25 protein-coding genes are annotated in these 26,616 nt (G+C 40.6%); 17 read left to right on the top strand and 8 right to left on the bottom strand.

All coding sequences use genetic code 11. The features are described 5' to 3' along the window. Window positions 1-5 precede the first annotated feature (5 nt). Window positions 6-1,019 (top strand): nucleoid-associated protein YejK, encoded by a 1,014-nt coding sequence (gene yejK, locus I3259_RS14500; protein ID WP_238030266.1) that lies wholly within the window; start codon window positions 6-8, stop codon window positions 1,017-1,019. Between the two features lie 294 nt (window positions 1,020-1,313). Then, window positions 1,314-1,682 (top strand): nitrous oxide-stimulated promoter family protein, encoded by a 369-nt coding sequence (locus I3259_RS14495; protein WP_107206467.1) that lies wholly within the window; start codon window positions 1,314-1,316, stop codon window positions 1,680-1,682. Window positions 1,683-1,796: 114 nt separating this feature from the next. Here the strand turns inward: I3259_RS14495 and I3259_RS14490 are convergent, their stop codons facing one another. The 3 genes from I3259_RS14490 to I3259_RS14480 all read right to left on the bottom strand — a co-directional run bounded on the left by I3259_RS14490 (window position 1,797) and on the right by I3259_RS14480 (window position 4,238). After that, window positions 1,797-2,918 carry a M20 family metallopeptidase gene (locus I3259_RS14490; RefSeq protein ID WP_238030265.1) on the bottom strand — a complete coding sequence of 374 codons (1,122 nt, stop codon included), beginning with the start codon at window positions 2,916-2,918 and terminating at the stop codon, window positions 1,797-1,799. A 127-nt stretch (window positions 2,919-3,045) separates the two neighbouring features. Further along, window positions 3,046-3,507, bottom strand: coding sequence for a YjiG family protein (locus I3259_RS14485; RefSeq protein ID WP_238030264.1), 462 nt, complete (start codon window positions 3,505-3,507; stop codon window positions 3,046-3,048). Continuing rightward, a complete protein-coding gene (locus I3259_RS14480) occupies window positions 3,507-4,238 on the bottom strand; it encodes a nucleoside recognition domain-containing protein (RefSeq protein WP_238030263.1) in 732 nt (243 codons plus the stop codon). The genes I3259_RS14485 and I3259_RS14480 overlap by 1 nt, the downstream gene beginning before the upstream one ends. A gap of 486 nt (window positions 4,239-4,724) precedes the next feature. Between I3259_RS14480 and urtA the strand changes: the two genes are divergently transcribed. The 13 genes from urtA to ureG all read left to right on the top strand — a co-directional run bounded on the left by urtA (window position 4,725) and on the right by ureG (window position 15,742). Then, the gene (urtA, locus tag I3259_RS14475) at window positions 4,725-6,008 is read left to right on the top strand and encodes an urea ABC transporter substrate-binding protein (RefSeq protein ID WP_238030262.1); all 1,284 of its coding nucleotides are present in this window, start codon (window positions 4,725-4,727) and stop codon (window positions 6,006-6,008) included. Between the two features lie 89 nt (window positions 6,009-6,097). Further along, a complete protein-coding gene (gene urtB, locus I3259_RS14470; protein WP_238030261.1) occupies window positions 6,098-7,675 on the top strand; it encodes an urea ABC transporter permease subunit UrtB in 1,578 nt (525 codons plus the stop codon). A 17-nt stretch (window positions 7,676-7,692) separates the two neighbouring features. Next, window positions 7,693-8,853, top strand: a complete 1,161-nt coding sequence (gene urtC / locus I3259_RS14465; RefSeq protein WP_238030260.1) for an urea ABC transporter permease subunit UrtC — start codon at window positions 7,693-7,695, stop codon at window positions 8,851-8,853. Further along, window positions 8,850-9,701, top strand: a complete 852-nt coding sequence (gene urtD / locus I3259_RS14460) for an urea ABC transporter ATP-binding protein UrtD (RefSeq protein WP_238030259.1) — start codon at window positions 8,850-8,852, stop codon at window positions 9,699-9,701. The genes urtC and urtD overlap by 4 nt, the downstream gene beginning before the upstream one ends. Before the next feature lie 2 nt (window positions 9,702-9,703). Next, a complete protein-coding gene (gene urtE / locus I3259_RS14455) occupies window positions 9,704-10,399 on the top strand; it encodes an urea ABC transporter ATP-binding subunit UrtE (RefSeq protein ID WP_238030258.1) in 696 nt (231 codons plus the stop codon). Then, complete coding sequence (locus tag I3259_RS14450; protein WP_238030257.1) at window positions 10,396-11,271, top strand: urease accessory protein UreD; 876 nt, start codon at window positions 10,396-10,398, stop codon at window positions 11,269-11,271. The genes urtE and I3259_RS14450 overlap by 4 nt, the downstream gene beginning before the upstream one ends. A 23-nt stretch (window positions 11,272-11,294) precedes the next feature. Beyond that, entirely contained in the window at window positions 11,295-11,597 is a 303-nt protein-coding gene (ureA, locus tag I3259_RS14445; RefSeq protein ID WP_238030256.1) for an urease subunit gamma, read from the top strand. Between the two features lie 6 nt (window positions 11,598-11,603). Further along, window positions 11,604-11,939 (top strand): urease subunit beta, encoded by a 336-nt coding sequence (locus I3259_RS14440; protein ID WP_238030255.1) that lies wholly within the window; start codon window positions 11,604-11,606, stop codon window positions 11,937-11,939. 17 nt (window positions 11,940-11,956) lie between these two features. Next, the gene (gene ureC, locus I3259_RS14435) at window positions 11,957-13,660 is read left to right on the top strand and encodes an urease subunit alpha (protein ID WP_238030254.1); all 1,704 of its coding nucleotides are present in this window, start codon (window positions 11,957-11,959) and stop codon (window positions 13,658-13,660) included. A 62-nt stretch (window positions 13,661-13,722) separates the two neighbouring features. Then, on the top strand, window positions 13,723-14,172 hold the full coding sequence (gene ureE, locus I3259_RS14430; RefSeq protein ID WP_238030253.1) for an urease accessory protein UreE: 450 nt from the start codon (window positions 13,723-13,725) through the stop codon (window positions 14,170-14,172). Window positions 14,173-14,201: 29 nt separating this feature from the next. Then, window positions 14,202-14,405: a hypothetical protein gene (locus I3259_RS14425; RefSeq protein WP_238030252.1), complete on the top strand. Its 204-nt coding sequence runs from the start codon at window positions 14,202-14,204 to the stop codon at window positions 14,403-14,405. After that, the gene (locus I3259_RS14420; protein ID WP_238030251.1) at window positions 14,392-15,099 is read left to right on the top strand and encodes an urease accessory protein UreF; all 708 of its coding nucleotides are present in this window, start codon (window positions 14,392-14,394) and stop codon (window positions 15,097-15,099) included. The genes I3259_RS14425 and I3259_RS14420 overlap by 14 nt, the downstream gene beginning before the upstream one ends. Window positions 15,100-15,115: 16 nt before the next feature. Next, window positions 15,116-15,742 carry an urease accessory protein UreG gene (gene ureG, locus I3259_RS14415; RefSeq protein ID WP_238030250.1) on the top strand — a complete coding sequence of 209 codons (627 nt, stop codon included), beginning with the start codon at window positions 15,116-15,118 and terminating at the stop codon, window positions 15,740-15,742. A 70-nt stretch (window positions 15,743-15,812) separates the two neighbouring features. Here ureG and nhaC read toward each other — a convergent pair whose 3' ends face one another. Continuing rightward, window positions 15,813-17,264: a Na+/H+ antiporter NhaC gene (nhaC, locus tag I3259_RS14410; RefSeq protein WP_238030249.1), complete on the bottom strand. Its 1,452-nt coding sequence runs from the start codon at window positions 17,262-17,264 to the stop codon at window positions 15,813-15,815. A 708-nt stretch (window positions 17,265-17,972) separates the two neighbouring features. Here nhaC and asd point away from each other — a divergent pair. Beyond that, window positions 17,973-19,091: an aspartate-semialdehyde dehydrogenase gene (asd, locus tag I3259_RS14405; RefSeq protein WP_238030248.1), complete on the top strand. Its 1,119-nt coding sequence runs from the start codon at window positions 17,973-17,975 to the stop codon at window positions 19,089-19,091. 67 nt (window positions 19,092-19,158) lie between these two features. Here asd and I3259_RS14400 read toward each other — a convergent pair whose 3' ends face one another. From I3259_RS14400 to sodB, 3 genes are all read right to left on the bottom strand, one after another. Beyond that, window positions 19,159-22,257, bottom strand: coding sequence for an efflux RND transporter permease subunit (locus I3259_RS14400; RefSeq protein ID WP_238030247.1), 3,099 nt, complete (start codon window positions 22,255-22,257; stop codon window positions 19,159-19,161). Further along, window positions 22,244-23,413, bottom strand: a complete 1,170-nt coding sequence (locus I3259_RS14395) for an efflux RND transporter periplasmic adaptor subunit (protein WP_238030246.1) — start codon at window positions 23,411-23,413, stop codon at window positions 22,244-22,246. The genes I3259_RS14400 and I3259_RS14395 overlap by 14 nt, the downstream gene beginning before the upstream one ends. Before the next feature lie 214 nt (window positions 23,414-23,627). Further along, window positions 23,628-24,218 (bottom strand): superoxide dismutase [Fe], encoded by a 591-nt coding sequence (gene sodB / locus I3259_RS14390; protein WP_238030245.1) that lies wholly within the window; start codon window positions 24,216-24,218, stop codon window positions 23,628-23,630. Between the two features lie 326 nt (window positions 24,219-24,544). Between sodB and I3259_RS14385 the strand changes: the two genes are divergently transcribed. Further along, entirely contained in the window at window positions 24,545-24,883 is a 339-nt protein-coding gene (locus I3259_RS14385; protein ID WP_107206138.1) for a Grx4 family monothiol glutaredoxin, read from the top strand. Window positions 24,884-24,990: 107 nt separating this feature from the next. Here I3259_RS14385 and I3259_RS14380 read toward each other — a convergent pair whose 3' ends face one another. Beyond that, on the bottom strand, window positions 24,991-26,313 hold the full coding sequence (locus I3259_RS14380) for a Na+/H+ antiporter family protein (protein ID WP_238030244.1): 1,323 nt from the start codon (window positions 26,311-26,313) through the stop codon (window positions 24,991-24,993). Window positions 26,314-26,616: the final 303 nt, after the last annotated feature.

Raw genomic sequence — 26,616 nt, 5'->3', positions numbered from 1 at the left:
TCATTATGAGCCTAACACTTTCTAATGTCATTCTTCATCAATTGACAAAAAACGACCAAGATGAACTAGAAATACATCTAAGAAATCAGACTCTTGAGAACGATGCATCGACTGAAGATCTCGTGGCTGAACTCCATCGCATTTACAGTAGTAAAGGGGCGAAAGGTTTTGCACTTTTTGCTCAAGACAGCGAGTTTTCTCATTGGCTGAAGCAATTCCGTCAAGGTGAGCTAGATTTCTTAACGTTTTCAGATATGGCTGTTAAGCGTTTACAAACTGAATTGGCTAAATACCCGTTTGCAGAAGCTGGTACAGTAGTGATGGCTGAATACCAGTCATTGGCAACAGATTATCTGTTTATTGGTATGCTACCAACGTGTCACAGTATGAAAGTGACTGAGCAGTTAGGCATTAGCGCGACTGACTACCTTGATATCGCTAAAATGGATATTGTTGCACGTATTGATTTGTCTTCGTGGGAAACTGATCCTGAATCTAAGCGTTACTTAACGTTCGCTAAAGGTCGCGTGGGGCGTAAAATTGCAGACTTTTTCTTAGACTTTATGCAAGCAGACGTTGGTTTAGATGTTAAAGAACAAAACCAAGTGCTGATGCAAGCTGTGGAAGATTTCTGTGCTGATTCGCGTTTAGATAAAGAAGAAAAGCAGCAATACCGTAAGCAGGTTTATGATTACTGTAATAGTCAACTGCAAGCGGGTGATGAAGTCGCGGTGAAAGAGCTTGCGGGTGAGTTACCGACTTCTGACGATGGGACTAACTTCTATGAATTCACGTCAAAGCAAGGTTATGAGCTAGAAGAAAGTTTTCCAGCTGACCGTACTGCAATGCGTAAACTGACTAAGTTTGTCGGATCTGGCGGTGGTATGACGCTTAATTTCGATAGTATGTTGCTGGGAGAGCGTATTTTCTATGATGCAGAAACCGATACGTTAACGATTAAAGGCACACCACCGAATTTAAAAGATCAGCTATTACGTCGTTTAAATTCGGATAATTAATCAACGTTCTATACGTTTATTGATGTATTTAGTAGCAATTTAATGCTATCAATCCTCCTTGTTTATTTTTAATTAAGGAGGATTTTTTGTTTTTGTGTGACAAAAATACGCTGCTAATAAAATGTTTTTTTATTTGGTACGCTGTGTTATTTATTTTTGAACAATGTATTAAAGTGTGTCTTTTAATCAATATTTCGTGATGACTTTCGAAATCTGCTCATAAATAGAGGATTGTTTTGAAAAATTGATCTTTATCATTGGATCTTTAAAGTGTCGGTGGATAATAACGCCACTATGATAGTTCAAAACAATCATTCAGTTCGTTCGCAACGTGAACTGAACGCAGTGAAAGCGATGATTCGCCTATATTGTAAAACGTTGCACCGTGGGGCAATTATTTGTCCTGAATGTGAAAGTCTTATCGAGTATGTTGAGGAGCGCGTAACAGGTTGTCGACTGGGCGATGATAAGCCAAGTTGTTCGCATTGTATTGGGCATTGCTATCAATCTGCCAAACGATTACAAATGATCCATGTATTACGTTGGACATTTCCACGTTACTTATGGCGTCATCCAATTAGGGCGATACAATTTAAATTAGACAATTTACATAGTGCCCAGATATCAGCAGGAAAGGCCGAGATATTCACAAAAACGGGCTAAATCAGGAGTGGTTTAGCAAAGAAAACTTGAACCGGTTGTGTTGTTCTCTGTGAGTGGGTTTATCAACACTCAAAGAGAAAAGGAAGGCTGCATTGATGCAGCCTTTTATTGTTTTTACGCCGCTAACTTATCTAGAATACGCTGTAATAAACGAATACGTGGTTCTATCGAGGTGAGATCTAGCCATTCATCTGCACTGTGGAAACCTGCACCAATAGGGCCTAGACCATCTAATGTTGGAATACCTAACACTGCAGTTAGGTTTGCATCAGATCCACCACCGACTGCTTGCCATGTAATATCAATACCCAAGTCTTTACCGATCGCTTCAACTTGTGCCATTAATAGCTCTGTTTGTGTGCTTGGTACCATTGATGGTTTATGTGCTTCACGTTCAACCATGACTTTTACGTCAGCAGTAAACGGGGTTTCACATAGTGCGCGAACTTTCTCATCAGCTGCCGCATACTCATCGTTGTCCCAGAAACGTACATCAACAATCGCTTCAGCAAAATCAGCAACAATATTGGCACCTGCCCCCCCTTTAACTACACCCACATTGAAGGTAGTACCAGAGACGAAATTGGTTAGCTCATTTATCGCAATGATCCAGTGTGCCATCTCACTGATTGCACTACGGCCATTTTCAGGTTCATTACCTGCGTGTGCTGCTTTACCATGGAAGCTTAAGCGATAGCGTGCCATACCTTTACGGGCTTTAACTAAAGAGCCGTCAGCGCGAGCCGCCTCAGCGACGAAAACATGTTTTGCATTGACGGCAACACTTTTTAACCATTCTTCTGAATGTAACGAACCAATTTCTTCATCAGGGTTCATGCAAACACAAATAGATAGTTTATCTAAGGTGTGTGGATCTAAACCACGTAGCGCATAAACAATATTTAATAGTCCCGATTTCATGTCAGAAACCCCAGGGCCATAGGCTTTTGTTTCATCTGTGGTCATTGGGCGAGCAGCTGCTGTACCAACAGGGAATACAGTATCCATGTGACCGATCAGCATGGCATCAATATGCTTGGCTTCAGGTTTGTTGCGAATTTCTAAGCCAGTTCCGGCGATACCACAATCGATACGTTTAATGTGCCAACCCAACTCTTGGTATTTTTTCACCATGATCTCAGCAATCGCGTTAATACCGTCAACGGTTAGCGTACCGCAGTCAATGTTGATTAAAGGACGAAGTTCTTCTAAGTAACGATCAATAGAAAAAGACATATAAAGCTCCGAATATGGGCGGTGCCATTATTAAAAGGGGAAATAAAAGCCAATAAGAAAGCCGTTATGATCAGCAATACGGTAGTGAAAAGACTTGCCGTGAAAGGGCTCACGGCAAGTTAAATGATCACACTAGGATATTCATCACAAACATAGCAGCGAAGGCATTCAGCACCGAAATTGCAATCATAACTGGGATATAGCGACCTTCAGTACCAATAGGACCCATGATGCGTCCCATGTATTGAACTTGTGAACCCATGAGATAAATCGCAGGGGCTAAAATAGCGATGTGTTCACCGTTTAAGATCCCTTGGTCAAACAAGGTAATCACCACACCTACACCACCACCCATCGACATCCATGAGCCAATTAATACAGCTGCCGCTTCACCTGGCAAACCAAAAATAGCCATGATAGGTGAAAATAACGTGCCCATGAGCTCTAATGCACCCGTAATTTGCAGTGCTTTGATGATAACAAACGCCATTAATACGTTGGGTACGGTTGATGTGGTTGCAATCACCCAGCCTTTTTTAGCACCTTCAACGAAGATGTCTGTCACCATTGGTTTTTTAGCGGTAGTCATTATGCGTTCTCCTGACCGATCACAGTGTTTTTGCTATTTTTATCTTCTTTACCTTCGGTGATATTGAGGTAAACGCGGAAAATATTGGCACCGATAAATTTGAAGATGAACATAATGGCAACGGCAAGACCAATTGACGAACCCACAGCTAATTCACCGCTTGCGGTTGTGAGTGTGAAAAGTACAGCGCCAGATGAGAAGAAGTTAACAATTGCAGCACCAGCAGAGAACTGGAACATGGTAAACACATCAGTTTCACGCTTTGTGAGATGCCCTTCGTCACGCAGTTGACGTGTCATTGCCGCACCAGCATCGGTACTTTGTAACGATGCAATAAGAGCTAAACCAGAGTTACCTGGGATACCCATTAAAGGACGTAACAATGGCGTTAATAGTTTACGAGCGGCATCTAAAGCGCCGTAGTGCTCAAGTACGTTAATCATACCTAAGGCAAACATTACGGTTGGAATCAAGGTTAATGCGAAAATAAAACCATCACGCGCACCGCTTCCTCCTTTACCTCGTAACGAGGTTGATGCCGTTTCAACACCTTCTGCTGTGTCATTAACAGAATAAACAACATTACCGAATGAACCGTTTAGAGTAGTGAAATCAAGCACGCCGTACCATTCATTTGACTGCATGGCACCAGAAAAGAAAACAAAAGCAAAGGCGAGGGCAAGATAGCTGCCAACCGTAACTTTACGGCCTTCAGTTGCATTATTGCTCATAGCTATAAATCCTTTTAGGAAGAATAAAAAGGTGATATCGAGGATATTTCAATAATCATTCCGCAATGAACGTGATTCCACTTTTTTAATGGCGTTAAATATTGCGTCAGCCGTATTTTGGTCAAAAACGCTTTACGGATCTTGATTAAGATCAATGGGCATATTTGTAATGTAATATTGCTAAATATGAATCTTTGCATTTGTGATCGCGCGCATTATTAATGTCTTATGATCAATAATGACAAGATATAAATCCGTCACGTCAGGATGTGTTATTAAGGAAAAAGGTATGAGTATGTACCTTTCTATGCACGGTTTTAGTGAACAAAAACAATAACCGCACTAATAGTGTGCATATAAATAAAGGTATCAATAACGCAGTAAAAATATTCCCTATTAGAATCATTGACTTGTGTTCTATTTCAAAAAAGAGGGAGTTGGTACGTTTCTTGGAAAATATAAAGTGTTTATTACAAGGAGCATATCATGAAGAAGAAGCTGATAAATCTTACTGCATTATCCGTTCTAACGTTATTCTCTCAACCATTATGGGCTGCTGAAGACACTATCAAGGTCGGCGTACTTCATTCACTATCAGGTACGATGGCAATCAGTGAAACCACATTAAAAGATACCGTCTTAATGCTGGTAGATGAACAAAATAAAAAAGGAGGCTTGTTAGGCAAAAAACTAGAAGCTGTAGTGGTTGATCCAGCGTCTAATTGGCCGCTATTTGCGGAGAAAGCCCGAGAATTAATTGAAAAAGAAAAAGTCGATGTGGTGTTTGGTGGGTGGACCTCCGTATCACGCAAATCGATGTTACCGGTGTTTGAAGAGTTCAATAGTATCTTATTTTATCCCGTCCAATATGAAGGTGAAGAGTCATCAAAGAATGTCTTTTACACCGGTGCAGCACCTAATCAACAAGCAGTGCCTGCTGTTAATTACCTAATGAATGAATTGGATGTCGAGCGTTGGGTGTTAGCTGGCACTGATTATGTCTATCCTCGAACGACGAATAAAATCCTTGAAGCTTACTTGAAAAGCAAAGGTGTGAAAGCAGAAGATATCATGATCAGTTATACCCCATTTGGGCATTCTGATTGGCAGTCTATTGTGTCTGATATTAAGAAGTTTGGCGCTGAAGGTAAAAAAACAGCGGTTATATCGACCATCAACGGTGATGCAAACGTTCCCTTTTATAAAGAGTTAGGCGCGCAAGGTGTGGGCTCTGATGATATTCCTGTTATTGCATTCTCTGTTGGTGAAGAAGAACTTTCAGGCATGGATACCTCACCTTTAGTTGGGCATTTAGCGGCTTGGAATTATTTCATGAGCGTTGATACGACGAAAAATAGTGAGTTTATTGAAAAGTGGCAGAAGTTTATTAAAAACAAAGCACGAGTAACGAATGATCCAATGGAAGCCCATTACATAGGTTTTAATATGTGGGTACAAGCTGTTACCAATGCAGGAACCACCGATCCTGAAGCGGTGCAGGATGCGTTAATTGGTACTTCTGTGCCTAATTTATCAGGCGGTTATTCAACGATGTTGCCTAACCACCATATTACTAAACCTGTATTAATTGGAGAGATCCAAGATGATGGGCAGTTTGAAGTGGTATGGGAAACAGCAGGGTTAGTTAATGGTGATGCATGGTCGAATTATCTACCTGGGTCACGCGATCTGTATTCTAGCTGGAGCAAACCGTTCTCATGCGGCAGTTATAATGTTATCGATAAAAAATGTGCTGGTAGCACGCATTAATAACATTGGTTAAGCCCCGGGGTACAGGGGCTTTTTCTATTTATTCAGGGATGTTTATTATGCTGCTTAGAGTGATTATGCTCATAGTTATGATGATGTTTATTACAACGTCGTCAGTGTGGGCTTCTACAATTGATTCTTATTCATCATTGGTATCGATATTAACAATGAAGAAAACACCACCAAAAATAAAAGCAATAGAATGGTTGGCTAATAATGATAATAAGATCCGCAGTGAGAAAATATTAACCGCTTGGTTAAATGGAGAATTATATTTAAATAAGTCATCTAAACAGTTAGTTGTTATTAATGATTTTAAAACCGGCATGAGTGCTAGACCGATAATAAATACTAAAAATGTGATTATTGATAATAAGAGGGATTTTAAAAAGATACGGGTGAATAATAAATTACGTAAAGAAATTAATATCCAACTCGCTTTATTAGGTTTAGTGAGTGAAAATGAACAGCAGCGGTACCAATCAGTGTTGTCATTATTAGGAAAGTTAACGCCTGAACGCTATATAAAAATAAAAACACTTTATGAAACGGAATCGCAAAGTAAAGTTAAAAAAATCGCATTATTGGCAATAGAAAACTACCAAGCAAAACATGCAGTAGGGCAACGACAACGAGATGCGATTCATCAAATTAGCCAATATAAAAATCCTATCGTCTTTCAAACACTCAGTAAATTACAGGCGCAGACATTAGCACCAGCTACTGCACTTGCCGTCCAGCAAGGGCTTGATAGCTACAAGCAACAACAACGCTTATATGCAGGTATAGAAACGATCTTTTTTGGGTTAAGTCTAGGCTCCGTTTTGGTACTAGCTGGGATTGGTCTGGCGATCACCTTTGGTGTAATGGGGGTGATTAATATGGCGCACGGTGAGTTGATCATGATTGGTGCTTATACCACATATGTGATGCAGCAATTGTTACCGCATCATATTGCTATCGCTTTATTATTATCGATCCCTGCAGCGTTTATTGTCTCTGGTCTGGTCGGGATTATTATAGAGCGGCTTGTGATTCGACATTTATATGGCCGAGCGTTAGAAACATTACTCGCAACATTTGGTATCAGCTTGATCTTACAGCAAGCGGTACGAAGTGTATTCTCACCGTTAAATCGCTCGGTCAGTACGCCTGAATTTATGTCTGGTGCTTTTAGTATTAACCCTATGCTAATGATCACTTATAACCGACTGTATATTTTACTGTTTTGTTTTGCAGTATTTATTGCGTTGTTATTGGTATTAAGAAAAACCTCCCTTGGATTGCAAGTTCGCGCGGTGTCGCAAAACCGTTCAATGGCTAAAGCGATGGGGATACGCTCTGAACGGGTTGATGCATTAACCTTTGGTTTAGGATCGGGGGTTGCCGGTATTGCAGGTGTTGCATTATCACAATTGACCAATGTCGGCCCTAACATGGGACAAAGCTATATTATCGATTCATTTATGGTGGTTGTTTTCGGTGGCGTCGGAAATATTTGGGGAACATTAGTGGCAGGATTAAGTTTAGGGATCTTTAATAAAGTATTAGAGCCTTGGGCTGGTGCAGTATTAGCAAAAATATTTATTCTTATCTTTATTATTTTATTTATTCAAAAACGCCCTAAAGGATTATTTCCTCAACGAGGTCGAGCTGCAGAAGGCTAATTAGCTAAGGAGTTGCTATGAACCGCCAATCATTTTTGTATAAAAGGTCGTTTTTAAGTCAAGACCGTGGTGGAAAAATAACATTATCAATATTGTTTTCGATCTTAATATTTATTCCTATCTGTAATTTATGGCTACCTGAATCTCATCCGTTATATATAGAAACTTTTACTGTTTCTTTATTAGGTAAATATTTGAGTTTTGCCTTATTAGCGTTAGCCGTTGATTTAGTATGGGGATATTTAGGAATATTAAGTTTAGGTCATGGTGCTTTTTTTGCATTAGGTGGCTATGCCATGGGCATGTATTTAATGCGTCAAATTGGTGAGCGTGGAGTATATGGTCACCCTGTGTTACCTGATTTTATGGTTTTCCTTAATTGGTCTGAATTACCGTGGTTTTGGTATGGCTTTGATTCGTTTCTTTTTGCTTGCTTGATGATTCTACTTGTACCTGGTTTATTGGCGTATGTCTTTGGTTCGTTAGCATTTCGCTCGCGTGTTTCTGGGGTGTATCTATCAATCATGACGCAAGCATTAACCTATGCATTAATGCTTGCTTTCTTCCGCAATGAGATGGGCTTTGGCGGTAATAATGGCTTAACCGATTTTAAAGATATTTTAGGTTTTAGCTTACAAAGCGACATGACTAAAGTGATGTTATTTTCAGCGACAACCATAGCATTAATTTTGGCGTATTGTTTATGCCGCTATGTGATTAATAGTCGTCTAGGGCGAGTGGCGATGGCTATTCGAGATACTGAGCAACGAACCCGATTTATGGGGTATGACGTGGATAATATTAAGCTGTGGTTATTTATTTTATCAGCAGTGCTTGCGGGGATTGCTGGCGCTTTATATGTGCCACAAGTTGGGATCATCAACCCCGGTGAGTTTTCGCCATTAAACTCAATTGAAATTGTCGTGTGGGTTGCGCTTGGAGGCAGAGCAACCTTATTTGGTGCCATTGTGGGGGCATTACTTGTTAACTATGCCAAGAGTTGGTTTACGGTTGAGTTACCTGAAGTGTGGTTATTTGCCCTAGGGGCGCTGTTTGTTTTATCAACATTGTATTTACCGAAAGGTGTGATTGGTGTTTGTTCTACGCAAGCATTGCGTCGTTTCCGCTTACCCACATTTAGCCACATTAAGCGCTACTTTAAGGAGGCAAAATCATGAGTGCGTTATCTAAAATATTGCCGTTAAGCTCAACTTTTCAAGCGCTGACTGAACGTGAAAAAGTGTTTCGGTTTATGCAAACACAGCAGCATCCTTTAGTCGATACCAGCCACAATATTTTATTGTATTTAGAAGGGGTGAATAAATCATTTGATGGCTTTAAAGCAATTGATGATCTGAATTTATACATTAAAGAAGGGGAATTACGCTGCATTATTGGGCCTAATGGCGCAGGGAAAACCACCATGATGGACATTATTACAGGGAAGACTAAACCAGATTCAGGACAAGTTTGGTTAGGCTCATCACTTAATTTATTGAGGATGTCTGAAGCAGATATTGCGAATTCCGGTATTGGACGTAAGTTTCAAAAGCCCACTGTCATTGAGTGTTTATCAGTGTGGCATAACCTTGAACTTGCAATGTCGGGTGAGCGGAAAGTATGGCAATTGTTACGTGCAACATTAAATGGTGAGCAAAAAGATGCATTGGAGTCAGTACTTACTTTAATCAACTTACATAATGAGAAAGACGAGCTTGCAGGTAACCTTTCTCATGGTCAGAAGCAGTGGTTAGAGATTGGTATGTTGTTAATGCAAAGCCCCAAATTACTGTTGGTGGATGAACCCGTTGCAGGCATGACACACAAAGAAATGGATCGTACTGCTGAGTTGTTAAACAGTCTTGCAGGTAAGCATTCTGTAGTGGTGGTTGAGCATGATATGGATTTTGTTCGTTCGATTGCCAGTCATGTAACAGTTATGCATCAAGGTGGGATTTTAGCAGAAGGCACAATGGCGCAAGTACAAGCTGATCCTGAAGTTATTCAAGTCTATTTAGGGGAATGAAGATGCTTAATGTCACTGGCGTTAATCAATTTTATGGTGAAAGTCATACATTGTGGGATGTGAACCTACATGTTCCAAAAGGGCAATGTACCGTACTTATGGGGCGCAATGGGGTAGGGAAAACCACCTTACTGCAATGTATTATGGGGCTATTACCGATAAAGCAGGGAGCTATCTCACTTAATACCTGTGATATTTCGAAAGATAAAGCTGAAGAGCGCCCTTATTTAGGGGTGGGTTATGTGCCCCAAGGCCGACAAATCTTTCCCATGCTTACTGTGCTAGAGAACTTATCTGTTGGTTTGCCTGTGCGCGATAAGGCAAATCGGACTATTCCTGATTATATCTATCAACTTTTTCCTGTTTTACACCAAATGCGTCATCGTTACGGCGGGGATTTATCGGGTGGACAGCAGCAACAACTTGCGATTGCCAGAGCGCTAGTTGTTGATCCTCAATTACTTATTCTGGATGAACCAACTGAAGGTATTCAACCTAATATTGTGCAAGAAATTGGCGATATTATCCAAAAACTAAATATCGATTTTGGCTTAACCGTTTTATTGGTTGAACAAAAGTTGCCTTTTGCCCGTCGAGTGGGTGATCATTTTTGTTTATTGGATCGTGGGAGAAATGTTGCTAATGGCGCAATGAAAGATTTAGAGCAAGGGCTAATCACGGAGTATCTAACTGTATGAGTGATCCTTCTTTCGCAATTGATTTCGATGCTCAGAAACGACACTCAGGCTGGCAAGCCAAATTGGCCTTAGGCTTTGCTGTCAAAAATCATAAAACAGTATTAGCACATCGACAGCAGTATGGTCCACTGGCTGTTCAACGACCGTTTTATCCGGAAAAAAATATCTGTCATACCTATTTGCTACATCCTCCTGGTGGTGTTGTAGGGGGGGATACTCTCACCATTCATACTGATGTTGATAGTTATGCACATGCATTAGTTACCACCCCTGGCGCCACAAAATTTTATCGTTCTGCAGATCAATGGGCAGAGCAAACACAGCGTCTGACAGTGGCTGATGGGGGGATTTTAGAGTGGTTACCACAAGAAAATATCTTTTTTAACGATGCCAAGGTGAAGCTAAACACCACAATTATATTGGCAGAAACCGCTCGATTTATGGGGTGGGAAATGCACTGTTTTGGACGACCTGCACTGAATGAGGGCTTTGAGAAAGGCTACTTAATGGGTAAGACGGAAATACAGATAGCGGAAAAAAAAATATTAATTGAGCGATTTGCATTAGAAGGGGCGGATAGTCATTTTTATATCAATGGGTTACAAAAATTTAATTTATCGTCAAGTTTATATATAACCAATAAAGACCCTGTCGTATTTGAAATGGTACAAGTGTTGCTCAATACTATATGCAAGAGGTATCACTTATTTGATTTGGTAATAGGTGTAACCCAGTTAGAGGGATTAATGGTGATTAGAGCTCTCGCTAATTGGAGTGAAACGATATTGTCTGTATTTGTTGAGATTTGGCAATTAGTACGCCAACAGTGGTTTCAAGAAATCCCCGTGAAACCAAGAATTTGGGCTACTTAACGATTAGGGATAAGGAGTGAAGGATGGAGCTCTCCCCACGAGAAAAAGATAAATTACTGCTTTATTGTGCGGCGTTACTGGCCAAAGATCGTTTAAAGCGCGGTATTAAATTGAATTACCCAGAATGTGTGGCTTTTATCAGTGCTGAGATTATGGAAGGTGCTAGAGCGGGCAAGACGGTTGCAGAGTTAATGGATTATGGTCGTACATTACTGACATCGGCAGATGTTATGGAAGGGATACCGTCAATGATCCCAGATGTGCAAGTGGAAGCAACATTTCCTGATGGAACAAAGCTGGTGACGATTCACGAACCGATTGTTTGAGGGATTATGACGAAAATAAAGCAAACCGATCCGCCTCTAATACCCGGTGAAATCATGGTTGCTAAAGGTGATATTACTATTAACGCGGATCGACAGACAATACAAGTGGTTGTGATGAATGTCGGTGATCGACCTATCCAAGTAGGTTCTCATTACCACTTTTATGAAGTAAATGATGCTCTGGTATTTGAACGAGAGGCTTGCCGGGGATATAGACCTAACATTGCGGCAGGAACAGCAATACGTTTTGAGCCAGGACAAAAGCGTACCATTGAGCTGGTGGAGTATTCAGGTAAACGTCAGGTTTTTGGTTTTCAAGGGAAAATTATGGGTGAGTTATAACCTGTTAAGGATGAAGAATGGCATCTATCCCAAGGCAAGCGTACGCAGAAATGTTTGGTCCTACCATTGGAGATAAAGTCAGACTTGCTGATACCAAGTTATGGTTATCAATTGAAAAGGACTATACCGTTTATGGTGATGAGGTAAAGTTTGGAGGGGGGAAAGTCATTCGTGATGGGATGGGGCAAGGGCAAGCCTCGACCGTTGATACACCTGATCTGGTGATCACTAATGCGATCATTTTAGATTATTGGGGTATCGTAAAAGCAGATGTTGCAATAAAAAACGGACGGATCAGTGCAATAGGCAAAGCTGGAAATCCCGATATTCAGCCAGAAGTGACCATTGAGATAGGAGCGGGAACCGAAATTATTGCTGGTGAAGGCAATATATTAACAGCGGGAGGTATAGACTCACATATTCATTTTATTTGCCCTCAACAAATTGAAGAAGCATTAGCCTCTGGGATCACCACCATGATCGGCGGAGGGACAGGACCAGCAACAGGGACAAACGCAACAACCTGTACACCAGGAAGTTGGAATATCCACCGCATGTTGCAGTCGCTAGATCATTTTCCCATGAATTTTGGCTTACTTGGCAAAGGTAATTGTAGTCAACCACGACCATTGCAAGAGCAAGTTGCTGCGGGTGTTGTGGGTTTAAAACTGCATGAGGATTGGGGAACCACACCTGCATCGATTGATACTTGTTTAACAGTTGCAGATTCAATGGATGTACAAGTTGCCATTCATACCGACACCTTAAATGAATCAGGCTTTGTTGAATCAACGTTAGCAGCAATAGGTGATCGGGTGATTCATACCTATCATACGGAAGGTGCTGGTGGTGGGCATGCCCCCGATATTATTCGAGCTTGTGGTGAGCATAATGTGCTTCCTTCCTCTACTAATCCTACCCGTCCTTATACGATTAATACCGTTGACGAACACCTCGACATGTTAATGGTTTGCCATCATTTATCTCCCTCTATTGCAGAAGATGTTGCATTTGCAGAGTCACGCATTCGTCGAGAAACTATTGCATCTGAAGACATTTTGCATGATCTCGGTGCGTTTTCGATGATCGCTTCAGATTCGCAAGCAATGGGACGAGTAGGAGAAGTGATCCTTAGAACGTGGCAAACGGCTCATAAAATGAAAGTACAGCGAGGGTCATTAGCGGAAGATAGCCAAGATAACGATAATTTTCGCTTAAAACGTTATATTGCGAAATATACCATCAACCCTGCGATCACCCATGGGATGTCACATGAAGTAGGATCGATTGAAAAAGGAAAGCTAGCCGATTTAGTATTGTGGAAGCCCGCTTTTTTTGGCGTTAAGCCCAGTTTAGTCATTAAAGGTGGAATGATTGCAATGGCACCAATGGGCGATCCTAATGGCTCGATCCCGACGCCTCAACCTGTGCATTATCGCCCGATGTTTGGCCATTTTGGTGAGGCTGCGAAACAAACCTCTATGTTATTTTTATCACAGCAAGCGCAAAAAGAAGGCGTCGCTGAACAGCTTGGATTAGGTAGCCTAATTGGTGTTGTGAAGCAATGTAGAACGATCGGAAAAAGTGACATGCAGCTGAATAGCTGGCAACCAACCATAGACGTCGATTCTCAGACTTATCAAGTACGAGCGAATGGTGAATTGCTAACTTGTGAACCCGCATCTGAATTACCAATGGCACAACGATATTTTTTATTTTAAAGAAGAAGTGAATGAAGAGGTAATCGAAGTCACGGAAGCAGAGACATGATGGAGGGACACCAATGATAGAGTTGATAGCGATAAAAAAAGATAGCATCAATCCACCCCAGACGTATTTAAGTTTACCGATAGAAAGTCGGATAAAAAGTCGATTAAAAGTTCATTTAGACGATGGGCGGGAAGCCGGATTATTTTTACCTCGTGGTCATATATTGAGAGGGGGAGAACAATTGGTCAGCCGCTGTGGAATTACCGTTGAGATAAAAGCCGCCCCTGAAAAAGTATCAACAGTCTATTGTGGTGATGCATTAAAGCTCATGAAAATTGCGTACCATTTAGGAAACAGACATGTTCCATTGCAGTTATCTCGTCTCTGGTTACGTTATCAACATGATCATGTACTTGATGAGATGGTAAGGGGGTTGGGGGGCGATGTGATGTGTGATTGTGAACCTTTTGAACCTGAGAGTGGTGCTTATGGTGGATCTTCTAGCGGTCACCATCATCATTAATCATTTATAACTCGATAAGGATATGCGTTATGAAATACTATTTACTATTAGTACTATGCTTTTTCTCATCATCAGTGTGGGCTCATGCGGGGCATCAAACAGAGCATTCAACACATCACCTATTGCAATCAGTATTGTTTCATCCTACTCAGTGGCTTGATTTGCTCTCGTTATCTATCTGTATGGCACTCTTTACGGTTATCGTTTTGGTTGCAGTGTATGCAAAAAAATAATCTCGATTCTAATCAGGAAATAACGGCAATAGCGCAATATCGATTATATCAATTGATGAGTCCATCATTGCCAATTGGTGGTTTTACTTATTCACAAGGGTTGGAATGGGCAGTTGAGGCGAAATGGATTGAGGATGTAAAAGCATTGGTATCATGGTTAAGAACTATTGTTGAACAAAGTATGGCAACACTTGAGTTACCGATTTTAAGACGTTATTACCGAGCGATTGAAGTTCAAGATTTCAAAAGCATAACGTCATGGAGTGAGTACTTATATGCGTGCCGTGAAACAAAAGAATTACGCGCTGAAGAGCAGCAACGTGGTCGCGCGTTATTTACATTATTAGCCCAATTAAATGTACCGACACATGGTGTTGAGCATATGAACGTGCTAAATCAAAACCAGATATTAGGATTTGTCTTGGCTGCACATCATTGGAATATTCCATGTATACAACTATCTCAAGGATATTTATGGAGCTGGGCTGAGAATATGGTGATGGCTGGCGTTAAACTGGTTCCTCTTGGGCAAACGGCGGGACAACAAGCGTTAATACAATTAGTTGAGCATTTTCCATCAGCAATAGAGCATTCAGCTCATATTTCTGATCTAAATATTGGTAGCTATATGCCTGCTTTATCTATCGCTAGTAGCCGTCACGAAACGCAATATACACGCTTATTTCGTTCATAAAAGGATTGTTATGATAATGACAGAATATAAACAACCATTACGTATTGGTGTCGGTGGTCCTGTTGGTTCAGGGAAAACGGCTTTACTTGAGGTGTTATGTAAGGCGATTCGTGACAAATTAAATATTGCGGTTGTTACAAATGATATTTATACCCAAGAGGATGCCAAAATTTTAACGCGCGCAGAAGCATTAGCGCCAGATAGAATTATTGGTGTTGAAACGGGAGGTTGCCCACACACCGCTATACGCGAAGATGCCTCGATGAATCTTGCGGCAGTTGATGAGCTTGCAAGACGACATAAAAATTTAGATATCGTGTTTGTTGAGAGTGGTGGTGACAATTTAAGTGCGACGTTTAGTCCTGAACTGGCTGACTTAACCATCTATGTTATAGATGTCGCGGAAGGAGAAAAAATACCAAGAAAAGGAGGACCAGGGATCACTCGCTCCGATCTATTGGTTATTAATAAAATTGATTTAGCACCTTATGTCGGTGCGTCATTGGAGGTGATGGAGCAAGATACTCAAAGAATGAGGCCAACCAAACCTTTTGTATTTACCAATTTAAAGCAAGCGGAGGGACTCGAGGTTATTATTGATTTTATTGTAACGGAAGGGATGGTTGAACTAAGAAATGTATAAGATGTATAAAGACAAAAAGCCCCATTATTTGGCTAATATAATGGGGCTTTTTTCTATATTTAGTTAAAAATTATGACGTTAATTGTTTAACAGCGAGTGCTTCCTCTTCTTCATCTTGTGCTAATTGGGCTTCTGTTGCCGGTGGACAGCGATCAACAAACCATCCCATGAATGAGCAGACAATTGTTACGATAATACAGACGAAGCTTAACCACATAAATGGTGCATATGAGAACGTCGCAACACCTAAAATACTCGCCATGTAAATACCATTATCACTCCACGGCACCATACCAGAGGTTAACGTACCGCCAAACTCAGCGTTACGAGAAAGGTTCTTACGTTGGTAGCCTAAGCGGTCGTAGTTTTTTGCACAAATTTTAGGTGTTAGGATCAGCGATACATACATTGCAGAACCAAATACGTTACCAAGGAAAGCAGTAGCGATGGTTGAAATGGATAGGCTACCTGCGGAATTTACGCGTTTTTCAAATAAACGAGCGATAGTTTGTAGTACACCAACTTTATCTAATAAGCCACCAAAGCCTAGACCAAAGATAATCACAGCAACAGATCCGAGCATTGAAGACATACCGCCACGGTTTAAAATAGCATCAATAAATTCTACCCCAGAGCTAATTGAAAACGGTGCCCATGCAGTATTAAAGGCAACTAAAGGATCCATACCTTGGATCATCACCGCCCAAATAATACCCAGTAGAGAACCTAGCGTAATAACAGGGAATGATGGTAAGCGTAAAGCCAGTAATACCAAGACAATAGCTACAGGAATAAATGACAATGGCGAGATAACAAATTGCTTATCCATTGCTTGGATCACGGAATCAACTTGAGACATGTCCACGTTACCGGCGTAGTGGTAACCTACAACCGTAAACATAATACCAGTGATCACATAACTGATTAATGCGATCGGCAACATGCCTTTAATGTGCTCCATAATTTCTACGTTAGACATAGAAGATGCAAGGATCACTGAATCTGAAAGGGGAGACATTTTGTCACCGAAGTAACAGCCAGAAAGAACAGCACCAGCGGTCATAGGCGCGGGAATACCTAAACCTTGGCCAATACCCATCATAGCGATACCTGCTGTACCTGCTGCACCCCAAGAAGTACCGGTTGCTAATGCGGTTAATGAACAAATGATCATTGTTGCTAGCAAGAAAATGGATGGGTGGATGGCTTTTAGACCGTAGTAAATAATGGTTGGAACAATACCACCTGCAATCCAAGTACCCACAAGTGCACCAACGGCAAGTAGAATTAATACGGCACCAAGACCGTTCGCAATACCCTTTGTTGCGGCTTTTTCTAATGACTTGTAATCATGACCAAGTTTAATGCCCAAACCTATAATGATGAACCAGCCGATGTAGAGTGCTAGCTGAATAGGTAAATTTAACTTAGCGGTAAATGAGAATGCTAGTGCAAGGAAAATACCGAGAGCAACAAGAACTTGCATCAACGAGGGTAGTTTCACGACAGTCTGTTTTTCCATACTTCTAACCTTGTTTATCGTACCTGTAAATGAGCTGCTAGCCCAAAGTCAGTAATTAATATTTCTATACTGGTTGATAGATCACGTGCATCACAGCTTGTAACAAACCTCGGCTACTGTAGCAGGTGACTTTAAAACCGCGATAAATAATGTTTCTTTATGTGACCTGAGTCTTTTGCTTTGCTAAATAAGCAAAATTACTGCTTTTGTTGTATTTATTTTGTTAAATAATGGTTTTTATGTTGTGTTTGTATATTTGTTCTCTTGCTCTGTTTTTTTGTTTTAAAACATAATAATAGTGTTCTAATTAGTTTAAAAATCTAAAACAGACGTAATTACTAAGTAATATGCCTAGTAAAAAACGATTGGAGAGATTATCAGGATAGGGGGGGATTTTCAAAGATACGTGCTTAATTGAATTATATGGTTTTGAGTGGCTAATTCTATATTTAGCGCTAAAAACATACGTTAAGTGTTAAGTATTAAGCTTTTTTGCTGTTTTATTATTCTTTGTTGTTGCATTTTTGAGCTTATAAAAAAATCTAATACCAGTGATAAGAAATTCAAATATCAATAAATTAACGAAGATTGTTACTCTGTTTTGCGATAGTATTTTTAATTAGATGTTAAAATTATGCTTGTTTTTAAGCCGTTAAATCTCTATAGATGGAAACAGCAGTTAAATTACGACAGGGAGTGTAGTAGCAAATGATGAAAGTAGGTTTAGTTGGTTGGCGTGGTATGGTTGGTTCTGTACTGATGCAACGTATGGTTGAAGAGGGCGATTTTAAACTGATTGACCCTGTATTCTATTCAACTTCTCAAATTGGTATTCCAGCACCAAATTTAGGTAAAGATGCAGGCATGCTGCAAGATGCTTTTGATGTTGAAAGTTTAAAAAAACTGGATGCTATTATTACCTGTCAGGGTGGTGGTTATACTGAAAAGGTATACCCAGCATTGCGACAAGCTGGTTGGAAAGGTTACTGGATTGATGCGGCATCAACATTACGTATGAAGCCAGAATCAATTATTACACTTGATCCTGTTAACTTTGATCAAATTCAGCAAGGCATTCATAACGGCACAAATACCTACGTAGGTGGTAACTGTACGGTTAGCTTGATGCTGATGGCTGTCGGTGGTCTATACAAAGCAGGACTTGTTGAGTGGATGACGTCACAAACGTATCAAGCCGCTTCTGGTGCGGGTGCAAAGAACATGCGTGAGTTGATCAACCAAATGGGTGTGATTAACGATTCAGTGACAAGTGAGCTTGCTAATCCATCAACATCGATACTTGATATTGACCGTAAAGTGGCAGATACCTTACGTTCAAGTGATTTTCCATCACAAGAGTTTGGTGCGCCATTAGCGGGTTCTCTTATTCCTTGGATTGATGTGAAGCGTGAGAATGGTCAAAGCAAAGAAGAGTGGAAAGCATCTGTTGAAACAAACAAAATTCTTGGCTTAGAGGATTCTCCAATCCCAATCGATGGTACTTGTGTACGTATTGGTGCGATGCGCTGCCATAGTCAAGCACTGACATTGAAGCTGAAGAAAAATGTACCGCTAGATGAAATTGAAGAAATCATAGCATCGCATAATGATTGGGTAAAAGTTATCCCGAATGATCGTGACGTAACAGTGCAAGAGCTAAGCCCTGCAAAAGTAACGGGGACGCTATCGGTACCAGTAGGTCGCCTACGTAAACTCGCGATGGGTGATGACTACCTTAATGCCTTTACTGTTGGTGATCAGTTATTATGGGGGGCTGCAGAGCCACTTCGTCGTACACTGCGTATTATCCTTTCTGAAAAAGCATAATATTTGTCAGTTGATAATAAAAAACGCCTGCAATAATGCAGGCGTTTTTGTTTATAGTAGCTTTGATTTAGTGTTGTTTATGCTGACGTAAACCACGACCACTTAAGATAGTTTTTAGTACGTCTTTTTCTCTTAATTTACTCATTCCTACATAAGCGACAGGAACAAGGAACAAGGAGAAGAATGTGCCGGCGGTTAACCCTCCCACTAAGACCAAGCCAATATTTACACGACCTAACGAGCCAGGCCCTGATGCAAATGCCAATGGTAAGGCACCTAAGATCATGGTGAGCGAAGTCATTAAAATTGGTCGTAGACGCGAACGAGCACTGTGAATAGCAGCATCAATGGCGCTTTTACCGTGTTTACGTTGCTCATTGGCAAACTCAACCAACAAGATACCGTGTTTAGTGACCAGCCCGACTAAAGTTAATAAGCCTATTTGTGAGTAAATATTGAGGCTTTGCCCAAATATCCACAGGGTCAGTACTGCGCCTACAATACACAGAGGAACGGTAAGCAAAATGATCAACGGATCAACAAAGCTCTCAAACTGCGCAGCTAAGATCAAATAGATGAAAATAAGCGCCATCAAAAATAGTGTTTGGGTGCCATCTTGTGAGTCCATTAACTCTTTCACTACACCGTCATAGGCATAGCTTTGTGAGTCATCAAGCAGTTCTGGTATGTTCTCATCAATATAATTACGCACATCACCTGCGGTATAGCTCGGCATTAAGGTTGCTGTAATTTCAGCACTATTTTGCCCCATGTAAGTCTTAAAGTTAGACTCGGAGGTTACCGCTTTAATCGAGACGAATTCAGACAGAGGAATGTTTTGTCCTGATTCTGACGCCACATAAAGCTTATCGATAATATCGAAGTTGCCTAGATCTTTGCGGTTAACCTGAACGCGAATAGGGTAGGTATAACCATCATCAGCCTGTAAGTTCGCAGCTTTTAACGAACCAAGAAAAGTAGATAGGGCATTGGTTACATCAGTATAAGCTACGCCTGATAAGATAATTGCATTGCGATCAATGCGTAAGTCATATCGGAGTTGATCACGCAGTAATGAGCTTTTAACACGCGTTAACCCTTGATATTCACTCAATTTTTTAACGACACGGTTCGCTGTATCATTAAGCTTCGTATTATCTCTATTAACGGTTTTAAGCTGCAGTTTCAAATTAGTTGCCGCATTTAGACCATCAGCCGAGCGAACACTGAATGACATACTGTATGCCGACAATGTTTTCGCTGATTTATCTGTTAATTCTGCCACAACTTCATCTGCGGGCTTAGTACGTTTACCCCAAGGCTCAAGTAAAATATGATTTGATGGTGCGGCCTCGATATACGATAAGTTAGCAGCAATGTCTTTGTTATCTTCCATAACATGATTAAGTTCTGAGTTATGTTTGATGTGATAACGTCGACCTACACCTGTCGGTGCTTCTGAACTACCATCAATAAAGCCAGTATCTTCTGTTGGTAACAGTACTTGTGGCATAGACCATACCGCGGCACCCGAAAGCGCGATAAGTGCCAGTGCAATACCTCCCATCAATGCCTTACGGTTAAACCACTTAGATAATTGTTTCGTGTAACTTTCTGAGAGCCTATGAATTTGTTTATCAATTGCTGCAAACCATTTAGGTTGCTGTGCTACTGGTTTTATTAAATAAGCGCACATCATCGGTGACAGTGTTAATGCAACCATGCCTGAGATGATCACTGATGCTGCAAGGGTAAAAGCAAATTGGCGGAACAGATCAGCTGTCATACCTGACATTAAACCAATAGGCAGGTAAACCGCAGCAAGGGTCATTGTCATTGCTATTACTGGGAAGATAATTTCATTACTCCCCTTAATGGCAGCATTAAGGGGTGTTTCACCTTCCTCTATATAGCGATAACAGTTTTCAACCACCACGATAGCATCATCAACCACAAGGCCGATCGCAAGAATAATGGCTAAAATAGTCAGCACGTTAATGCTGAAACCAAGAAATGACATCACTGCAAAAACACCAATAATACATACTGGGATGGTGATAATTGGGATTGATGCAATACGCAGTGATCCTAGGAAAATCACTACAATCACAGAGACTAAAACGATAGCTTCAAATAGGGTATGGAAGCCTTGATCTATAGATTCTTGAATGAAATCGGCTTGATTATAAACCATCTTCATTTCTAAACCGTCAGGCAAGTGTTGCTGCATCTTTTCTATTTCAGCTTTCACACGAGCAGCTACGTCAACAGGGTTTTCACTCTTAAGAGGTAACACCTGAAGCGACATTGCAGTGTCACCATTTACTTTTAATTTGCTCGGTGTGAGGCTGTTTTCACCCATTTTGACATCAGCAATGTCTTTAATACGAATGATATTGCCATCATCAACACGGATCACCAGATCCTGAATATCTTTAACGCTAGTGACTTGAGTGACAGGGTTGATTTGGAAGTTACGGGCTTCGCCCACGATTTGACCAACAGTAAATGACGAGCTGTATGCACTGAGTGTTGTAACAACATCTGCCGCTTTTACATTAAGTGCCATCATACGGTTTGGATTAAGCCAAACACGTACAGCTTTTGCTGCACCACCATAAGGACCATAAACAGCACCAACGCCCGCAATATGTCTAAATTGGGGTTTGATTTGTTGTCCAATGTAGTCATACATTTCTTGCGAGCTCATTGTACCTTTATTAATAAAGGTAATAATATTACTGGCAGAGCTTTTGTCGCCTGAGTCATCGGTTACCGTTGGTTTATCAACCATACTTGGTGGAAAGTCAGCGATAGCTTCAATACTGCTTCGTAACTTATTCATTAAGTTCGCGTATTCAACATCAGTAATGCCATCATCAAATTTCACATTTAACGTGCATTTACCTTGAGTACAGTCAGTCGTCATAATGTCGACGCTTTCTAACCCTGTTGCTGCATTAATTAAATGTGTTGCGACATTTCGTGACATAAAGTCGGCACTGGCACCATCAATATTGGCGGTAACCGTTGCTTTAGGGGTGTTGTGCTCAGGGAAATATTGAATTGCTAGCTTTTGGAAAGAGAACAGGCCAATAAGAATAATTGCAATACTTAAGACGGAGGCAAAAACAGGATGTTTAATACAGACTTCAGGTAGCTTCATGGTTCAGCTCCGTTACTGTGTTATCACCTTTTTTTTCATCTTTTTTTGCAGCAGTAGCAGGATCGGTTGTTTTCTTTTTTGGCGCTTGTGCTGGTGCATCTGCTGTTGAGGTTTGGGTCTTGATGATATTAACGAGAGTTTCATCATCAATTCTTTGGTGTCCCGTAACAACAACCTTTTCATCCACTTTTAAGCCTTTTTCTACAATAACATATCCATTATTAAGGTTGTCACCTAATGTCAGGTAACGCTTGACTGCGATATTGTTTTTATCAATGACCCAAACATAGCGATCTTCATTGTGGGCAAGAATGGCGTTTTGTGGTGCAACTATGCGTTCAGTGCGACCGTTTACCATTTGGCGAACTTGCGCAAACATTCCAGGGGCTAAAATATGGTTAGGGTTTTCAATGCGGGCATGAATAGCCACACGTCCCGTATTTTTATTAACGGCTGGTGCGACGTAATCAACAATACCGTTAAATGTCATATTTTTGTATGCTTCTACAGTAACCGTAATTGGCTGGCCTTTTACTGCTTTTCCTAAATCATTTTGGCTAATGGTGTAGGAGACTTCTACAGGGTTAAGGTTATAAATACTTACCAGAGGTGTCGTTGCATCAATAATACTTCCTGCTGATTTAGTGAAGTTGGTAAGTTCACCATCAAACGGGGCTGTAATGGCATAATCTTTCAAAATGGCTTGTTGTTGTCGATAATCAGCAGCAGCAAGGTTGGCTGCATCTTGTAGCTCTTCAAAATCTTGTTTTGATAAAGCACCAGGTTGCTTTTTATTCAGTTCGATGACACGTTTAACTTTATTTCTTGCGGTTGTTAATGAACTTGCTGCTTTATCAAGATCAGCTTTGGCTTTACTGCTATCTAATTTTGCAATTAGTTGACCTTTTTTTACCACATCACCATCTTTGAAATTGATAGCGACAAGTTTACCTGGAGCACTGAATGTGAGCTCTGCAAAATCAATGGCATTAATTTTTCCCACTTCATTTAATGTGGCAACAAATTCTTTGGTTGAAATAGGCTCGACAGTGACAGGAATTGCTTGGGATTTTTCATTATCACTAGCTAAAGCATAAGTACTTGAAGATAAAGTGATAATAGTGAGTAGTAGCGGAGATAATTTTTTATAGTGCACGTCATTTAACTCTTATGGGGGATAAGGGTGTCGGTGTGCAGTAAGCGTATAATAAATACGCAATCATAATGTCAGTGAATGGTTAGCTGGGATTGCCCATTGTCAGAGCTATGTTATTTTAAAGTTTTTGTTAGATGCCATTCAATTTAAAAATAAAAAAAAACGTGAATATTTATCAATATTCACGGTTTCTTATTAAGGTACTTATCTGTAATTATGCTGCTAGGTTTTTAGCAACGAAATCCCAGTTAACAAGTGCCCAGAATGCGTCCATGTAGCTTGGACGTAGGTTGCGGTAGTCAATGTAGTAAGCATGTTCCCACACATCAACAGTTAGAAGAGGAGTCATTTTAAGACCTTCTTCAGCGATAGGACAACCTGCATTAGATGTGTTCACGATTTCTAATGAACCATCTTCCATTTTAACTAACCAAGTCCAACCAGAACCGAAGTTGTTGATTGCAGATTCTGTAAATTTTGCTTTGAAATCAGCAAAAGAACCGAATGCTTTAACGATAGCATCTGCAAGTTCACCCGTTGGTTCACCGCCAGCATTAGGTGCTAGACAGTTCCAGTAGAACGTGTGGTTCCATACTTGAGCTGCATTGTTAAATACGCCGCCAGTTGAAGTCTGTACAATTTCTTCAAGTGACTTTTCAGCAAGCTCTGTACCTTCAACAAGACCGTTAAGCTTAACAACGTAAGTGTTGTGGTGCTTACCGTAGTGATATTCTAGAGTCTCTTGAGAAATGTGAGGCTCAAGTGCGTTCATTGCGTAAGGTAGAGCTGGTAATTCAAATGCCATTGCTCAATTCTCCATATTCGTTTTGTGGCGTCTGCCACGACATTATTGCTTCCTGTAAGCATCAAGGCCTACGTATTTATTTTTTGAATCTGACCGCTTTATTTTAGCAAGTTTTTTCTTTATTAAAAGACTTGGAAACAAAAAAATACCCTATACCTCGTTTATCAATGCGTCAATAACCTTTTATTTAACAAGGCCATTGAAACTGGGATCTGGTATTGCATTAAAAGCATTCGCTTAGTGTGGGAAAGTATTTTTATTGGTGACGATAACCAAGTAGAATGGTAGGGTTTAAGTTATTACTATTAAGGTTGTACGAGGAAGTTATGGAAACTATCGACAAAATTAAGCAGCAAATCGCTGAAAACCCAATTCTACTTTACATGAAAGGCTCACCAAAGCTACCAAGCTGTGGTTTTTCTTCACAAGCTTCACAAGCACTAATGGGCTGTGGCGAAAAGTTTGCATACGTTGATATTTTACAAAATCCAGATATTCGTGCAGAACTTCCAATTTACGCACAGTGGCCAACATTCCCACAATTATGGATTGAAGGTGAGCTAATTGGTGGTTGTGACATCATTCTTGAGATGTTCCAAAAAGGTGAGCTTCAGCCACTAATTAAAGAAGCTGCAGCACGTCGCGACGCAGCTTCTGCAGAGTAATTTCTCTGCACAGTAATTGTTTGAGATGAAATGATTGTTTAAGTATTTCGCTTTCAAACAATAAAAAACCGCCCAATATGGCGGTTTTTTTTGTTTTTGAGTTTGACTTAAAGCACCATAGATGCCAGCCAACCAAAGCCAATTAAAGGTAGGTTGTAGTGAATAAAGGTGGGTACAACCGAATCCCAGATATGATCGTGTTGACCATCAGCATTCAAGCCAGATGTTGGCCCTAATGTTGAATCAGACGCTGGCGAGCCTGCGTCACCTAGCGCTGCTGCTGTACCAACAATTGCAATGGTTGCCATTGGTGAGAAACCAAAAGACAGACAAAGTGGCACGTAAATAGTGGCAAGAATAGGAATAGTTGAGAATGAAGAACCTATTCCCATCGTTACTAATAAACCTACAACGAGCATTAACAATGAAGCAAGAGGTTTGTTATTACCTATCACAGCTTCAAGGGAATTCACTAAGGTTTCTACGCCACCGGTTGCTTTCATTACCGCAGCAAAACCTGCTGCTGCAATCATAATAAAGCCGATCATTGCCATCATATGAACACCTTTGGTGAACACATCATGGGTTTCTTTCCACTTAATTACACCAGTGAAAGTAAACACCATAAAGCCGACAAGGCCACCGATGATCATCGAACCACTGTATAATTGCGCGCCTAATGCAGCAAAAATAGCAGCAACAGCGACATAGACATGACGCATATCGATTTCTTTTTTCTCAGGCTCACTGGCAAGGATCTTTTCAACGGAATACTCACGCGGTTTACGGTAACTGATAAAAATAGATATCAATAAACCAAATAACATGCCACAAGCAGGTAAAAGCATTGCCACGGGTACTTGGCTGGCTAATACATCTAAGCCGTTATCGTGTAAGTTTTTAAGCAAGATGTTATTTAAGAAAATACCGCCAAAACCAATAGGTAACACCATATAAGGAGTGACTAAACCAAAGGTTAATACACAAGCGATTAAACGACGGTCTAATTTTAGTTTGGCAAAAACATGCAGTAGCGGCGGAATAACAATTGGGATGAAAGCAATATGTACAGGAATAACGTTCTGAGAAGAAATGGCAAGTAAGACTAGAATGATAAGAACGCTATATTTGACGCCCGTTGCAGCTGCTGCATTATCATGACCGCTAATACGCTTGATCACTTTTTGTGCCAGTACATCTGTGATACCTGAACGCGAGATAGCAACGGCAAATGTACCGAGCATGGCATAACTTAGCGCTGTGGTTGCGCCGCCACCAAGACCACCTTCAAAGGCTGATACGGCATCAGTGAGAGACATTCCACCAATCAGGCCGCCAACAATGGCACTAAAGGTTAGCGCGACCACTACATTCACTCGCATTAACGCGAGTATCAGCATGATACATACCGCTATAACTACAGGGTTCATAAAGCTTTGATCCATCCGTTTTATTGGGTAATTGTGAACTACACGAGTTTGACTGTTTCAAAGTGAGTACATAATCACAGAAATAGAGGGGTGAAATAACACCGTTTTTACCAGTTTGCTTAATTTTTTGCACATGTCGAGGACAAAATGTGTTTTGCAGCACATTTTGTTGAGGTTGTATGATTTTAAATCACTCAAAAGGGGGTTTTATAGTGATTATCAGACAAGAAAAAGGCTAGCAGAATGCTCTGTCTCTTGATCACAAGTTATTGTGTTCAAGAGACTTAGCTAGCTCATATCCTT

It is taken from the genome of Photobacterium sp. Ph5, assembly GCF_022129445.1.
Lineage (GTDB): Bacteria > Pseudomonadota > Gammaproteobacteria > Enterobacterales > Vibrionaceae > Photobacterium.
Note: the sequence above shows the minus strand (reverse complement) of the source record. Positions and strands in the feature narration are given on the sequence as shown.